This window comes from Mariniluteicoccus flavus, from assembly GCF_054776655.1.
This window is the reverse complement of sequence record NZ_BAAHBN010000008.1, coordinates 116,475-130,733: the sequence shown is the minus strand read 5'-3', so window position 1 is coordinate 130,733 and position 14,259 is coordinate 116,475. Positions and strand designations below refer to the sequence as shown.

General features: G+C 67.2%; 13 protein-coding genes, 1 tRNA gene, 1 pseudogene and 1 other annotated feature. Of the genes and pseudogenes, 9 read left to right on the top strand and 6 right to left on the bottom strand.

What is annotated here, in order from left to right; all coding sequences use genetic code 11:
* The 3 genes from ACYVAG_RS13575 to ACYVAG_RS13565 form a co-directional block, all read right to left on the bottom strand.
* Positions 1–167: transposase (locus ACYVAG_RS13575; protein ID WP_460770474.1), on the bottom strand; the 167-nt coding region annotated here is incomplete at its 3' end.
* Between the two features lie 72 nt (positions 168–239).
* Positions 240–371: a sequence feature (AL1L pseudoknot), on the bottom strand.
* Positions 335–655, bottom strand: a complete 321-nt coding sequence (locus ACYVAG_RS13570; protein WP_460770472.1) for a transposase — start codon at positions 653–655, stop codon at positions 335–337. Its footprint overlaps the feature before it by 37 nt.
* A 323-nt stretch (positions 656–978) precedes the next feature.
* Entirely contained in the window at positions 979–2,682 is a 1,704-nt protein-coding gene (locus tag ACYVAG_RS13565) for a hypothetical protein (protein WP_460770470.1), read from the bottom strand.
* 135 nt (positions 2,683–2,817) lie between these two features.
* Between ACYVAG_RS13565 and ACYVAG_RS13560 the strand changes: the two genes are divergently transcribed.
* The 8 genes and pseudogenes from ACYVAG_RS13560 to ACYVAG_RS13525 form a co-directional block, all read left to right on the top strand.
* The gene (locus ACYVAG_RS13560; protein ID WP_460770468.1) at positions 2,818–3,648 is read left to right on the top strand and encodes a hypothetical protein; all 831 of its coding nucleotides are present in this window, start codon (positions 2,818–2,820) and stop codon (positions 3,646–3,648) included.
* Complete coding sequence (locus ACYVAG_RS13555) at positions 3,645–5,129, top strand: ATP-binding protein (RefSeq protein ID WP_048768691.1); 1,485 nt, start codon at positions 3,645–3,647, stop codon at positions 5,127–5,129. Before ACYVAG_RS13560 ends, ACYVAG_RS13555 begins: the two co-directional genes overlap by 4 nt.
* On the top strand, positions 5,126–5,677 hold the full coding sequence (locus tag ACYVAG_RS13550; RefSeq protein ID WP_460770466.1) for a hypothetical protein: 552 nt from the start codon (positions 5,126–5,128) through the stop codon (positions 5,675–5,677). The genes ACYVAG_RS13555 and ACYVAG_RS13550 overlap by 4 nt, the downstream gene beginning before the upstream one ends.
* Complete coding sequence (locus ACYVAG_RS13545) at positions 5,674–7,440, top strand: type IV secretory system conjugative DNA transfer family protein (RefSeq protein WP_460770464.1); 1,767 nt, start codon at positions 5,674–5,676, stop codon at positions 7,438–7,440. The genes ACYVAG_RS13550 and ACYVAG_RS13545 overlap by 4 nt, the downstream gene beginning before the upstream one ends.
* Before the next feature lie 79 nt (positions 7,441–7,519).
* Positions 7,520–7,963, top strand: a complete 444-nt coding sequence (locus ACYVAG_RS13540) for a single-stranded DNA-binding protein (RefSeq protein ID WP_090587789.1) — start codon at positions 7,520–7,522, stop codon at positions 7,961–7,963.
* A 16-nt stretch (positions 7,964–7,979) separates the two neighbouring features.
* Positions 7,980–8,579, top strand: a complete 600-nt coding sequence (locus tag ACYVAG_RS13535; protein WP_175460191.1) for a hypothetical protein — start codon at positions 7,980–7,982, stop codon at positions 8,577–8,579.
* Positions 8,580–8,583: 4 nt separating this feature from the next.
* Positions 8,584–8,811 carry a hypothetical protein gene (locus ACYVAG_RS13530; RefSeq protein WP_460770461.1) on the top strand — a complete coding sequence of 76 codons (228 nt, stop codon included), beginning with the start codon at positions 8,584–8,586 and terminating at the stop codon, positions 8,809–8,811.
* A 180-nt stretch (positions 8,812–8,991) separates the two neighbouring features.
* Positions 8,992–10,032, top strand: a pseudogene (locus ACYVAG_RS13525) (recombinase family protein); the annotation flags it as partial.
* Here the strand turns inward: ACYVAG_RS13525 and ACYVAG_RS13520 are convergent.
* The 3 genes from ACYVAG_RS13520 to ACYVAG_RS13510 all read right to left on the bottom strand — a co-directional run bounded on the left by ACYVAG_RS13520 (position 9,949) and on the right by ACYVAG_RS13510 (position 11,762).
* Positions 9,949–10,515, bottom strand: a complete 567-nt coding sequence (locus tag ACYVAG_RS13520; protein WP_460770459.1) for a hypothetical protein — start codon at positions 10,513–10,515, stop codon at positions 9,949–9,951. The pseudogene ACYVAG_RS13525 and the gene ACYVAG_RS13520 overlap by 84 nt on opposite strands.
* A 130-nt stretch (positions 10,516–10,645) precedes the next feature.
* Positions 10,646–10,718, bottom strand: a tRNA-Ala gene (locus ACYVAG_RS13515).
* Positions 10,719–10,889: 171 nt separating this feature from the next.
* Positions 10,890–11,762, bottom strand: coding sequence for a DUF805 domain-containing protein (locus tag ACYVAG_RS13510; RefSeq protein ID WP_460770458.1), 873 nt, complete (start codon positions 11,760–11,762; stop codon positions 10,890–10,892).
* Between the two features lie 203 nt (positions 11,763–11,965).
* Here ACYVAG_RS13510 and ACYVAG_RS13505 point away from each other — a divergent pair, with 203 nt between their 5' ends.
* Positions 11,966–14,230: a transglycosylase domain-containing protein gene (locus ACYVAG_RS13505; protein ID WP_460770456.1), complete on the top strand. Its 2,265-nt coding sequence runs from the start codon at positions 11,966–11,968 to the stop codon at positions 14,228–14,230.
* Positions 14,231–14,259: the final 29 nt, after the last annotated feature.

The following is a 14,259-nucleotide window of genomic DNA, read 5'->3' as shown; positions in this document are numbered from 1 at the left end:
GTGGTCGTGGGGTGCCGCTTGTTCGGCACGCCGGCCAACCCCAGCGCTCCCATGCGTCGCTCCACGGTGCAGCGGGCGACGTGCTCGCCGGGATACTCGCGCGCCAAGGCCTTCCACATCTTCCGGACGCCGTACACCCCGCGGTTCGCAGCGTGCACCGTCGTGATCCGTTCGTCCCAGACCGCGTCCGTGCGCGAACGCGCCGATGGCGGGCGGGACTTGCGGGCGTAGTAGGAGCTGGGGGCGATCTGGTAGCCGGCCTCGGCCAGCGTGGAGCAGATCGGCTCGACCCCGTGCTCATCACGGTGCTCGTCGATGAACGCGTCGACGTCACTCAGCGGCGGTCGAGCTCCGCCTGGGCAAAATACGCACTCGCCTGGCGCAGAATGAGATTCGCGCGCCTCAGCTCGCGGTTCTCCTTCTCGAGCTCAGCGATCCGAGCGGCGTCAGCGCTCGTGGTCCCAGGCAGCTCCCCGTCGTCGACCCGGGCCGCCTTGACCCAGTTCCGCAAGGTAGCGCCGTTGATCGCCAGCTGCTCACCCACGGCCAGACAGGCCTTGTTCTGCGACAACCTCGGCTCAGCAGCGAGACGATCACGCACCAGGCGGATCGCTCGCTCACGCAACTCCTCGGGGTACTTCTTCGGTGCGGGCATATCTGCATCCTCTCGGCAGATCAGACCCTCCACCACACCCGGGGCGACTCAGTACTCGTCATCCCAGGGTGATGTGGATGCTCGGCAGGGCTCGCAGTGCGCGTAGAGGCTAGCGCCCCCGAGTCGTGGTCGTCCGTGGGCAAGCCGGCTGTCTCCTGTGGTTCCTCCCCAAGAGAAGCTCCCTTTGTTGAACGCAGCTTTCGGTGGCACGTGTGCCTTGGTGAGCTTTGCCTGAGCTCCACACAGCGCGCACCTGCCTCCCTTTGCCCGGCCACCCGTCGGCCGGAAGCCTTCCTGCTCACTCATGCCTTCCCTCGCGCGATCTAGGAGTCGACGGCGGAGTCTGTTACGGGGAGTCGTTCAATCGCTGTTGGGGCCGAAACTGCGCGGGGCGTTCCTTCGGAGAGCGCCGCGGCCAGGCTGTCGATGTCCTCGTGGACCGCGGAGTCGGGGAACATCCAGTGCAGATCGCGCTCCTCCGTGGCCACATCGATGGTGGGCCGGACGCCCGCTCCGCCGTGTGAGCGACCGCGCACGTTACGCACCTCATCCAGGGAGTAGATCGTGCCAAGTTCGCCCCGCTTCAGGAGGTTCCCTGGGTTGGCGGTGACGATCCGTCGGTCAGTGACCGCTACGAATGTGCTCGACGCGAATTTCTCAACGATTGCACCGGCTCTTCCGGGCGCGAGCGCGTCCCAGGTCGCATCAACCCGTCTAGCGAGAATCGCTGGCACGACTCCAGCGAAGTTGTGAGTTCCCACTTCGTATGGGAAGGCCACGCTGCGAAGCGTCTCGCCGTCCTCAAGAAACCACCGAATGATATGCAGGTACGGATCGAGTTCAAGCCCCTCGGGTGCGCACACGGTCGTCGGCACCGCTGGCATTTCGACCGCTGGCTGGAGCATGTCGGCCAAGGGCGCGATAGCTTCGAGGAGCTGCCTGCAAGTGAGCTGAGACGCCTTTGCGTCCTTCCGCTTCTTCGTGAGAGGCACGGTAGCGCGACCGGGGAGCTCGGCGATGATCCGTAACTCACGCACGAGTGACTCGGTCAGCGAGCGGATTTCGGAGAGCGACTCGTTGATCTCGACTGGTGTGTTCCGGGCGATCCGCTCGAAGAGCTGCGCTTCGCTCTCGTCATTTGCGCTTCGTGTTCTGGCGAGGGCAGCCCGGACAGCCTGGTACTCCGCGTGGGTCTTCAGCGAGCTGAGCAGCGCGTAGGTATCGAAGACGATTGCTTCGGCGTTGGATTCGAGGTACTGGCGGCGAGCGCGACCCTCCAGCTTCCCGAGTTCCTGGACGTGGCCTGCCACGTTCTTGCGGTACAGCTTCAGTTGCTTGCGGATGTTGGGGCCGCTGGGAGCGATGGGCTCCCAGACAGAGTCTGTGATGGCGTCGAGTTCGCGGGTCTCCTTGACCGCTTCATCGACGGACTCCGCCAGTCCTTCAAGCTCCGCCCATTGCTCGTTTCGGATGGCTTTGAGCGTCTGCGTCGTGAGCTGGATGTTGGTACGAACGAGGCCGGAAATCTCGCCGAGCTGCATTTGGAGCGCGATCATGGCGACGGCCGGGCCGATGGCTGCGATCGCTGTAGCGGCTGTGATTGAAGCGGGGATGAAGCGCGCCTGGGCGACCAGTTCGCCGTTCTTGAAGATCGCCCCGAGCTTGGCGCCGTCCTTTGCTGCCATCTGTCCGCCGCTCTTCAGCAGGGACAGCGTGGCGTCGTTGACGCGGAAGAGGCCTTGCGCGCTCGATACAGCTTCCGCAACGTTTCCGACGATGGTGCCTGCGTTGCCGAGGGAGCCAAGAGTGGTGGAGAGCTGGGCGCGGTCAAAGGAAGGCACCATGTCGAGGCTGATGAGTTCAAGACCGTCGGGGACTTCGCCGAATACCACTGCGACACCTGGCGTCACTTCGACGAGGGTCGTGGATGTCGCGAGTTCAAGCGCGCCGGACCTGATCTGACCATCTTCCTCGGCCTGCCCGCCAATAGCCTCGTCGCTACCGGACTCGTCGCGCGCGTCGTCCATGTGGGCTCTCCTTCTCGCCGGTGACTGCCTTGTGCCTCCCTCCGACGCCTCCGTCAAGTATGTCAGCCGCCTCCGACAGCGCCGGGGTGCTAGGCAGCGCACCTCCTCATCACACGACTCCCGAGGAGGCCGACCATGCCCACGTTCTTCGATTCGACTGCCGACGCTGCTGAGGCGTCCGAGGCTCTGCGGGGGTTGGCTCATGCGAGCCGTGCGTTCGATCAGCCCGCGCAGATGTACGGGGTGATCGGCGATCTGTCGTCGGGGATGCGTTCGTTGCGGCAGGTGCTCGATCAGATCGCCGATGTTCACGAGCGCAAGGCCGCGCACGCGTTCAACGACGACGGGAACCACGACGCCGGAGTGCGGGATGCGCTGGCTGCTGCGGAGGAGTTACGCCAGGCGGCGAGCCTCGTAGACCGGGCCTACGACCGGCTCGCCGAGGGTTTCATCGCGGCCGGCCGGATCGCATGGCATCCTGACCCCGCCGTCGAGGAGGCTGCGCCGTCCAGGTGGGTCAACGTGGTGTTCCTCCAGGGCGATGAAGCCGACAGGCCGTTGCGTATCCTCGGTGAGCTGGGGCATGTCGATGCGGTGGACTACCTCGCGCAGTGGGATTGCGGCGACGAGACCACTGAGGCCGCGTTGGAGAACGGGTACGTCTACGACGAGCCTGGCGAGGGAACCAACGACCAGGTGGCGATCTCCGGCGACTACGCGCTGGTCGTCAATCCGCACATCGGGTACGTCTCGCTGCTGCGCCGCTACACCGAACCCGGCACCGAGGCTCAGGAAGCCGATCAGACCGGGCCGTCCTCGATGCGGGACGGGCCGGAGTTGCTGGTGTCGTACTCATCGCCGGGTGCTCCGAAGCGGACCGACCTTCCGGCCTCGAAGTGGGATGGGTCGTGGTTCGAGCCGGCGAAGATCGCTGCTGTGAAGCGGGCGCGGGGGCTGGGGCTGTGACCCAGGATCGCGAGCGGCTGCACACCGCCGTTCTGGTGGCACCGACGAAGGAACGACGGAAGCTCCGCAAGCAGCGCCGCCGCGCAGAGGCCCGGCTCCACGCCGAGCAGCGCAAGGCCGCACTCGCCGCAGCCAGGGTCAAGGCCGAGCAGGAGCGGGCCGAGCGGCGCGCCACGATCTACCTCCCGAAGGCCGGCGAGCCAGGTGCCGCGCGGTTGCGGACACCGGGCCGGTTCAGCCTGACCCGCCATCAGGACACGTCAGCGACATTGGCGGGTGCGTATCCGTTTGTCGCCGAAGGTGGCCTTGGTGCGGATGGGGTGTTCGTGGGTCAGGACCTGTACTCGGGTGGGAGCTTCGTCTATGACCCGTGGGTGCTGTACGCTCGCGGGATCATCACCGCCCCGAACGTGGTGCTGGCCGGGATCGTCGGCTCTGGGAAGTCGAGCCTCGCCAAGTCGCTCTACACGCGGTCGTTGCCGTTCGGGCGGCGCGTGTACGTTCCCGGCGACCCGAAGGGCGAGCACACTGCGGTCGCCAACGCCGTCGGTGGGAGGGCGATCGTTCTCGGCCACGGTCTCAACACCCGCCTGAACCCGCTCGACGAGGGCCACCGACCAGCGGGCCTCTCGGATGAGCAGTGGGCCTCGACGGTCGCTGCCCGGCGTCGTGACCTGATCGGCGCGCTCGCCGAGACCGTGCTCGCCCGCGGGCTATCGCCGTTGGAGCACACCGCGATCGACATCGCCCTGACCCAGACGGTTCGGGAGAACGATGTGCCGATCCTGCCGATGGTCGTCGACCGCATCCTGGCACCCAGTGCGGATGCCGACGGCAGGTTGGCCGAGGATGGGCGTTTGGTCGGTCACGCGCTTCGCCGTCTCGTGGCCGGTGACCTGGCGGGACTGTTCGACGGGCCGTCCACGGTCAAGTTCGATCCGTCGTTGCCGATGATCTCCCTCGACCTGTCCCGGGTCACGGAGAACTCGACGCTCATCTCGGTGTTGATGACGTGCTCTTCGGCGTGGATGGAGTCCGCGCTGCTCGACCCGAACGGCGGGCAGCGGTGGGTGATCTACGACGAAGCCTGGCGGCTCATGTCCCACCCGGCGCTGCTGCGGCGGATGGACGCGCACTGGCGACTCGCCAGGCACTACGGGATCGCGAACATGCTGATCTTCCACAAGCTCACCGACCTCGACAACGTAGGCGACCAAGGCTCAGCCATGCGATCACTGGCAAACTCACTGCTCGCGAACGCCGAGACGCGGATCGTGTACCGGCAGGAGTCCGACCAGCTCGGCCCGACCGCGACCGCGCTCGGCCTGACCGGCACCGAGCAGCAGCTATTGCCGAACCTCGGCGTCGGCCAAGGCCTGTGGCGGATCAAGGCCAGGAGCTTCGTCACGCAGCATCAGCTGCACCCGGCCGAGCTCGCCTTGTTCGACACCAGCAGCCGCGCGGCGGGAGGCCACCGATGAACCTCACCAGCCCACGCCGATCCACCCCGAACGACGACGAGAACCCTGCTCAGGTTGAACTGCCGCACGTCCTCATCACCGTCGCCGCCGACGGAACCCTCACCGCAACCATCGACGGAACACCATTCCCCGCACCCGGCGAGACCGCGTGGACGCGGACGACTTTCGGGCCGCTCATGGATGCCATCACCAAGGACCGAACCGTCGCGGTCCGGGTGGAGGTGCGCGAGTGCGACGGGAGCGTCTTCACCGACATCATCCGCCCCCGCACACCCCGACGCGCAGCACCCCTGCCGGAGAAGCCGGTGCCGGATACACGGCGGAGTCGTCACGCACGCCGGGTGCCACGCTTGATGGAGGTCACCGCCGACGGGTTCGTCCCCGGTGAGGATGTCGCCGCCGCTGTGATCGTCTCCCACACCGACGCCACCGGAACCGGCGACGCCCGCGCCCTCATCGACCTAGACACCCTCCCCGACACCGCTGGGCAGGAAGTCATCCTGCTCGGGCGCATCTCGGGCACGTTCGCAGTGCGGCGGCTGACATGAACCAGCGACAAACAGGGGGCATGGGCGACGAACTCACCAACGCCGCCCTCATCGGGCTGATCGGCATGTTCGGCATCGCGCTCGTCCTGCGCGCAGCCGGCAGCATCACCGCGTTCCTCACCGGCCTGCCACAGCCGGACGCCGGCCCGGCCGCGGGCCTCGGAGTGCTGTTCAACCCCGCCGACCCCGCGACCGCACTCGGTGCCGACGGGCTCAACCCGATCCTCTACTGGCTCATCAGCACGGTCATGCTCGGCGGGCTCGCCGCCGGGACCGTCTGGGTCTGGATCAGGCTGCGCCACCACACCAGGAAGACCGAGACCGACCCACACCGCCTCGCCGGGACCGCCACCAGCCAGGAAGTGAAGACGGCCGCATCGGCGAAGGCACTGCTGCACCGCGCTGACACCTTGCGGCCGTCGCTGGAATCCCCAACACCGGAGGATGTCGGCTACCTCCTCGGAGCCAGTCGCGGCACGAAGGTATGGGCATCGGTCGAGGACTCGATCCTGCTGATCAGCCCGCCCCGCTCCGGCAAAGGCCTCCATGTCGTCATCAACGCGATCCTCGACGCACCCGGCGCGGTCGTCACCACCAGCACCCGGCCCGACAACCTCACCGCCACCCTCCGCGCCCGCCGCCGTCGCGACGGCCCGGTCGCGGTGTTCGACCCGCAACGCCTGGCCGAGGGCATCCCTGCCGGGCTGCGCTGGTCACCGGTACGCGGCTGCCACGACCCACTGACCGCGATGATCCGCGCCAACGGCCTCGCCGCCGCTACCGGCCTCTCCGCTGGTGGGGTGGAGTCCGGAGGCTTCTGGGAGGGCAAGACCCGCACCGCGCTTCAGAGCTTGCTGCACGCCGCAGCCCTCGACGGCAGACCACCCGCCGAACTGTTTAGATGGACCCTCGACCCCTCGGCTGCCTCCGAAGCGGTCGCGATCCTCAACTCCCACCCGAACGCGGCGATGGGCTGGGACGACTCCCTGGCCGCGATGATCGACGCCGACCCCAAGACCCGCGACAGCATCTGGCAAGGCGTCTCCCTCGCCCTCGCCGCGCTTGCCGACCCTCGCGTGCTCGACGCGGTGTCACCTGAGCCGGACGAGCAGTTCGACCCCGAGACCTTCCTCACCGAGCACGGCACCCTCTATCTGCTCGCCACCGGGGCAGGTGCGGGTGCCTCCGCGTCGCTGGTTGCGGCGTTCGTCGAAGACCTCATCGAGACAGCGCGCAGGCTCGCCGCCCGCTCGCCCGGAGCCAGGCTTGATCCGCCGCTGCTGCTCGCGCTCGACGAGATCGGGAACCTCGCGCCATTGCCGTCGCTCCCGACGCTCATGGCCGAAGGTGGCGGCACCGGGATTACCACCATGCCCGTGTTGCAGTCTCTTGCCCAGGCCCGCGACCGGTGGAGCGAGCACCAGGCCGGCGCGATCTGGGACGCCAGCATCGTCAAGATCATCCTCGGCGGCGCCTCCAACAGCCGCGACCTCCACACCCTCATCGGCGAACGCGACGAGTACACCGACTCGGTGACTCTCGGGGACGGCGGTACCCGCTCCAACCAACGCTCCATCCGCCGCGTGCCGATCCTGCCGCCAGACCGCATCCGCACGCTGCCGTTCGGCACCGGCATCACCATGCTCCGCTCCGCACCACCCATCGTCACCGACCTACGCGCCTGGCCCTCCCGGCAGGATGCCGCGCAGCTCCGCAGCGATCGCGCGGAGCTCGAAGCTCTCCTGCGCAGCCCCGCATCCTGACGACTCTGGGTGCCGGGGCGTACCTGCCTGACACAGCGACCACGTGCAGCTGGTCGCCCGAGTTCAGGAGGACGCCATCATGGCCATTCATACCCAGGAGTCACTGTCAGGCTTCATCGCCTCGGAGCCGTTGCTCACCGAGACGGCCAAGGGCGACGCGAGGTTCTTCGCCCGCATTGGCAAGGAGCACTTCCGCCGCGAGGAAGACGGCTCGTTCACCCAGACCGAGACGACCTACCACCACCTGGTGATGTTCGGACGGTCGGCCGAGCATGCACACGCGAACTTCGCCCAGGGCGACAACTTCGTGGCCGAGGGCTACACGCGCCCGGTCAACTACGAGCGCAACGGCCAGGCGATCGAGGGCGAAGAGTTCATCGCCAAGAAGATCGGCCACGACGCCGCGCGAACCCGCTACGAGGTAGACCGCACCCCGCGCAACTCGGCCGGACGAGACGCAGCCGCCTACGAGCCGCCCCAGCGAACGAACGCTGTGGCACAGGCCGCGCCGGTCAGCATGTGAGTTCGGGAGCCAGACCATGACGAACGATCAGAACCAAGAACCCGCAGCACCCGATGTCCCCGTCGGACCGTCCGAGGTGGATGAGCCTGACGTGTTCGACGGGCCGCCCCGCGTCACCAACGCCGACATGCCCGAGCCGCCACACCCGGTGAACTGGAACCTGCTCACCGCTCACGAGCTGGAGCAGGAATGGCTCGCGCTGAACCGGTGGGTGGACTGGCTGCGCCGCACCTACGGACTTCAGGTCTCGGTGATTCCGCCGTTCTGGCATCACCATCCGGAGATGGTCTGGGAGTTGTCGGCACTGCACCTGCACTGGCTGGCTGCCTACGACCCCGAGCAGAACGCGTCCGCACCCCTCGGTTGGCATCGCGACTTCGCAGACGCGCGAGAACGCCTCCGCTACTGGGTCACCGCCTGCAGTACGCGCGGGGACCGCGACCGTCCCACCCGGCAGGCCGCCTGGCCCGGCGAAGAGCCCGCCCCCGCGATCCAGGAGGTGAAGTTCGACGACAGGGACGAAGAGTTCGTGGACTTCGTGATCACCCAGGTCCGCAAACGACAGGAAGCCGAAGACGAGTTCTACGCCAGTCTCGCCGACGACGAGGGTCCGTAGACCGATGAGCCGCTATGCCAAGAAGACCGACCGTCGCCCCTACGAGGAGCGGTCGTTCTCCGTCCGGGCCGTGCATCGTGACCGTGCCGACCTGCACAAGCTCGCCGAGGTTCTCATCCGGCTGACGTTGCAGGAGACAGGCGAGAGCCGAGCCGCCCGCGAAGCGGTCCGGGTGCCCGACACCTACCGGGTGGCTCCCGATGACCTGGCCACCTCAGAGGCCGCCCGGTAGAATGAATCTTGCAAGCCTCGCAACGCGGGGCGTTGTGGCCCAAACCTCGTCATCTGGCGGGCAACACGCACCGAGACCATAGGGTCTCGCCCTACAGCCTTCACCGGCTGCTTTCACGATCAACGCCCCTCCCACCGCAGTGGGAGCGCGAGGGTCGAACCGTGTGAGAGTGAGCCCCCGATGACCACCATTGCCGACGATCCGGCAGCCAGCCTCATCGACCCGCCCAAGACCGTGGCTGCCGCCGTGTCGTACCTGCGGGTCTCAACCCGTGAGCAGGCAGAGAAGGGCGGCACCGACGAAGGCTTCTCGATCCCAGCCCAACGCGAAGCGACCCGGCGTAAGGCCGAACAGCTCGGCGCCGGCATCGTCGAGGAGTTCGTTGACGCGGGAGCCTCCGCCAAGTCGTCTGACCGGCCCGAGCTGATGCGGATGATCCAGTACGTCAAGGCCAACAAGATCGCGTACTGCATCGTTCACAAGGTCGACCGGCTCGCCAGGAACCGAGCCGACGATGTGAGCATCCACCTTGCACTCCAACAGTGCGGGGTCATGCTCGTGTCCGCGTCCGAGAACATCGACGAGACCCCCTCGGGGATGCTGCTGCACGGCATCATGTCCACGATCGCCGAGTTCTACTCCCGCAACCTCGCCACCGAGGTCGCCAAGGGTATGAACCAGAAGGCCATCGGTGGCGGTACAAACGGGCGCGCGCCCATCGGGTACCTGAACGTTCGCAAGCGCGATGAGCTCGGCCGTGAGGTTCGCACCATCGAGCTCGATCCCGAGCGAGCGCCGATGATCGAGTGGGCGTTCAAGGCCTACGCCTCGGGCAACTGGAGCGTCAGCCAGCTCCATGACGAGCTCACCTCGCGCGGGCTTCGCAGCCTGCCCACGCCGAAGAGGCCGGCGAAGCCGCTGGCGGTGTCCACCATCCATCGCCTCCTGACCAACCCGTACTACAAGGGCGATGTCATCTACCGAGGCACCCGCTACAAGGGCAACCACCCGGCGCTGGTGCCTGCCGAGGTCTGGTACCAGGTCCAGTCCGTGCTCACCGCGCACCAGTGCGCCGTCGAGGCAACCCAAGTCCACGGCCACTACCTCAAAGGCACCATCCACTGCGGCCAGTGCGGATCACGGCTCATCGTCTCCAACGCGAAGAACCGCCACGGCAACGTCTACTGCTACTTCGTGTGCTCCGGGCGGCACTCCAAGCGCACCGACTGCACGCGCCAGGCGATGCTCATCGAGGACGTCGAGAAACTCGTCGAGGACTACTACACGCGCGTCCAGATCACGCCGGCTCAGCAGGACGCCCTCGCCGGGATGCTCCACCACGAGTTCGACCGGCTCATGGCCGCCGAAACCGAGGAAGTGGAACGCCTCACCACCAACCGCGACCGGCTCGAAGGCGAGCAAGACCGCCTCATGCAAGCGCACTACGCCGACGCGATACCGCTCTCCGTGCTCAAGCGCGAGCAAGACCGCATCGTCGCCGAACTCGACCAGGTGACCCGCCGTATCGACGCCCACTTCGGTGACTACGCCGACGCTCGCGCCCACCTCGATGACGCGCTCGGCCTGCTCGCCAACTGTGCTGACATCTACGCCCGCTGCGACGACACCAACCGGCGGCTGTGCAACCAGGCGTTCTTCACGAAGGTCTTCATCGACGAGGACAACGAGTTGCGCGTCGAGCACAACCGGCCCTTCGAAATGCTCCTCGATCCGCAGGTCAACGCTAACGCGCTGACCTGGGCCGCAGACATGAACAAGGCCCGAACCTCTGCCAACGTTTCCATCGGCAAGGGTTCGAGCCTTGTGCGTGCGGTGGAGCTAAGGGGACTCGAACCCCTAACCCCCTGCTTGCAAAGCAGGTGCGCTACCAATTGCGCCATAGCCCCGCAGCCGAAACGGCCGACGGCCAAGCGTAGGCCAGGCCCGAGCGCGGCGCAAACGCCCTCGGGTCCACCTCCTCGTCTCGCTGGCGCTCGCTCGGAGAAACGTGACCAAACGCCGACGGCGCCGGTTCCCGCGGGAACCGGCGCCGTCGCGCGTCAGGCGAAGCGAACCGATCAGGCCGCCGACTTCGGCTGCGTACCGTCCGGGTTGTCGAACCGCGCACCTTCGGGGTTCGAATCGCCCAGCATGAAGACGAGCAGGATGATGCCGCCGATGAAGGGGATCAGGCCCAGCAGATACATCCAGCCGGACTTGTTCGTGTCATGCAGGCGCCGGACCGCCAGACCCAGCGAGGGGAGCAGGGTGGCGAGGCCGTAGACGAGATACACGCCCATGAGGACGGTGCCCAGCGGGTTGGTCTCACCAGACTGCGCCGCGCCTATCGTCATGAAGTAGGCCGGGACGTACAAGACCAGACCAATCACGAACTGCAGCAGGAACACCCACCAGTATTCGCCCTTGTTGGCGCGACCGTGGAAGTTCACGTAGTTGCCGATCCAGTTCTTCACGGCCTGCATGAAGTTCACCGGCGGGCGCATCGGCGCCTGGCCGTAGCCCTGCTGCGAGCCGTACGCCGCCATGCCGCCCTGGTCGTAGCCACCCGCGTACGCGCCCTGCGACTGGTCGCCGCCGTAACCGTAGGGGTCGGTCGACTGCTGCTGGCCGTAGTCGCTGGTCGCGGACTGACCGTAGCCCCCCTGCTGTGCGCCGTACGCGTCGGTGCCGGACGGCTGCTGGCCGTATGAGTCGCTGGCGGACGGCTGGCCGTAGCCCGGCTGCTGGCCATAGGCGTCGTTCGAGCCCTGGCCGTACGCGGCCTGCTGCCCGTAGGACCCCGGCTGCTGACCGTACGGATCGCTCGCCGAGGGCTGACCGTAACCACCTTGCTGACCCTGCTGGCCGTAGCCGCCCTGCTGTCCGTAGCCGCCCTGGCCCTGCTCGCCGCCGCCGTAGGGGGTCGAACCGCCGTAGTTGTTGGTGCTCACCATGGTCTCCGTTCGTCTCGTGAACCCGCGTTGACGAGCCTGCCCGACAAAGGGTTCTCTTCGCCAGTCATCCCACGGGCCAATCACGCCCATCCTGCCTGCCACCAGGGTCGCTGAATAGGGCTGACACCCCGTTTCAGCCCAGAACTTGTCAGAACCCGCGCGTACTGTGGAGCGCATGTCGAGCACGCCCGAGGAGATCCATGGCTGACGCCCCCGCGAAGAAGACGAAGAAGACGAAGCATTCCCAGCCGCGCGGCGCCAAGTTCTGGGCGAAGCGTGTGGCCACGTGGGGCGTCATCGGCCTGTGCCTGAGCCTCATACTCGGCGTGGGCGGGGTCGCGGTTGCGTACAACCAGACGAAGTTGCCCGACCCGAACGCCGAGTTCCAGGCGAACACGTCGTTCGTCTATTGGCGCGACGGCCAGACCAAGATGGGCAACTTCTCGACCCAGAACCGCCAGTCGCTGGAATACGCGAAGATGCCCCAGTCCATCAAGGACGCGGCGATCGCGGCCGAGAACCGCACGTTCTGGACCGACCGCGGCATCTCGATCACCGGCATGATCCGCGCCGCCTGGACCATCGCGCGCGGCGGCGACCTGCAGGGCGGCTCGACGATCACCCAGCAATACATCAAGATCCTCTACCTCACCTCCGACCGCACCGTGACGCGCAAGTTGAAGGAGCTCTTCCTGGCGGTCAAGATCGGCCGCGAGATGCCGAAGGAGGACATCCTCGAGGGCTACCTCAACACGATCTATTTTGGCCGCGGGGCGTACGGGATCCAGGCGGCGAGCCGGGCCTACTTCAACGTCAATGCCGACCAGATCTCTGTGCCGCAGGCCGCGTTCCTCGCCACGGTGCTGAACAATCCGAGCGCCTATGACCCGTCCGAGGAGGCGAACCGCGAGCGCATCCTCGAGCGCTACCGCTACGTCCTGGCCGGCATGGGCGAGATGGGCACGTTGACCCCCGGCCAGGTGGCCGAGTTCTCCCAGAAGCTGCCCGACTTCCCCGAGGTCCCGCTCAACCAGCGGTACGCGGGCCCCAACGGCTTCCTGATGAAGATGGTCGAGGCCGAGCTCGCGGCCAAGGGCCTTAGTCAGGCGGAGATCTCCGGTGGCGGCCTCAAGATCGTCACGACGTTCGACCCGAGGGCCCAGGAGGCGGCCGTCGCGTCGGTGCAGAAATATACGGAGCAGTCGGCGTCGCGGGCGTCGAAGAAGCAGGACCCGAACCAGCTCCACGGGGGCCTCGCCTCAGTCGACAACGCGACGGGCGAGCTGATCGCCCTGTATGGCGGCAAGGACTATCTGAAGGACGCCCGCAACTGGGCGACCACCCCGCGTCAGACCGCCTCGACGTTCAAGACGTTCGCGCTGGCGGCGGGCCTGCGCGACGGCTTCGACCTCTATGACACGTTCGAGGGCGACACGTTCAAGCCGAAGGGCGACCCCGTCCCGGTGCGCAACGAGTTCTCGGAGCAGTACGGCACGGTGAACCTGATCGAGGCCACGGCCAAGTCGATCAACACGGCGTTCGTCGACCTGACGGTCCAGATGTCGAAGGCCGGCGAGTCGGGCCCCGAGAAGATCGCGAAGGCCGCGAGCGACGCCGGCGCGCCGAAGGGTCCGGGCTGGGACACCAACACGTCCCGCTTCTCGCTCGGCATCCCCGAGGTCAGCCCCGTGAACATGGCAGGGGCGTACGCGACCTTCGCGAACCTCGGCAAGCAGATCAGCCCCCACGTCGTACGCGAGGTCTTCGACGCCAAGGGTCGCTCGATCTACAAGGCCGACACGGCCGGCAAGCAGGCGTTCGACGCCGGGATCGCCCGCGACGTGACCTATGCGCTGGAGTCGGTGACGTCGGAGTCCGGCACCGGATCACGCGTCCAGGCGCTCGACCGGCCGGTCGCCGGAAAGACCGGCACGGCGGGCCGTGACGACGACGTCATCGCGAGCTGGTTCGTGGGCTACACGAAACAGATCACCACCTCGGTGATGTATGTCGCGGGGGAGCAGGGCACCGGCGACCTCGACCCCTTCGCGCGACCGGGCGACTCGACGTTCTTCGGTGGCACCTACCCGGCGCTGACGTGGACCGACTACATGCAGACGGCGACCAAGGGCCAGAAAGTCGTCGAGTTCGAGTCGCCGGCGTTCGTGAACCGCAACAAGGCCAAGGGTGATCGCCCTCAGAAGGTGTCGTCGCCGAAACAGACGGTGCAGCCGCGCGGCGCCACGCCGTCGGCGCCCGCGACGTCCCAGCCGCCGTCGTCCCAGCCGCCGGCGACCCAGCCGACGACCCAGCCCCCGGCCGCCCAGCCGACGACCCAGGCCCCGACGACCCAAGCCCCGACGACCCAGGCCCAGCCGACGCGCGCGCCGACCCGGGCCGCCACCCGCGCCACCCAGGCGGCGCCCCCGGCGTCCCCGAGGGCACCCGCGCCTTCGACCCCCTAGGCTGGCCCCGCAGAAAGGGGGCCGGATCA

Excerpts from the sequence above, each read along its gene's own strand:
- ACYVAG_RS13565 (WP_460770470.1), bottom strand. The coding sequence starts at position 2,682 with ATGGACGACGCGCGCGACGAGTCCGGTAGCGACGAGGCTATTGGCGGG.
- ACYVAG_RS13535 (WP_175460191.1), top strand. The coding sequence starts at position 7,980 with ATGACGAACGATCAGAACCAAGAACCCGCAGCACCCGATGTCCCCGTC.
- ACYVAG_RS13570 (WP_460770472.1), bottom strand. The coding sequence starts at position 655 with ATGCCCGCACCGAAGAAGTACCCCGAGGAGTTGCGTGAGCGAGCGATC.
- ACYVAG_RS13560 (WP_460770468.1), top strand. The coding sequence starts at position 2,818 with ATGCCCACGTTCTTCGATTCGACTGCCGACGCTGCTGAGGCGTCCGAG.
- ACYVAG_RS13530 (WP_460770461.1), top strand. The coding sequence starts at position 8,584 with ATGAGCCGCTATGCCAAGAAGACCGACCGTCGCCCCTACGAGGAGCGG.
- ACYVAG_RS13540 (WP_090587789.1), top strand. The coding sequence starts at position 7,520 with ATGGCCATTCATACCCAGGAGTCACTGTCAGGCTTCATCGCCTCGGAG.
- ACYVAG_RS13545 (WP_460770464.1), top strand. The coding sequence starts at position 5,674 with ATGAACCAGCGACAAACAGGGGGCATGGGCGACGAACTCACCAACGCC.
- ACYVAG_RS13550 (WP_460770466.1), top strand. The coding sequence starts at position 5,126 with ATGAACCTCACCAGCCCACGCCGATCCACCCCGAACGACGACGAGAAC.
- ACYVAG_RS13505 (WP_460770456.1), top strand. The coding sequence starts at position 11,966 with ATGGCTGACGCCCCCGCGAAGAAGACGAAGAAGACGAAGCATTCCCAG.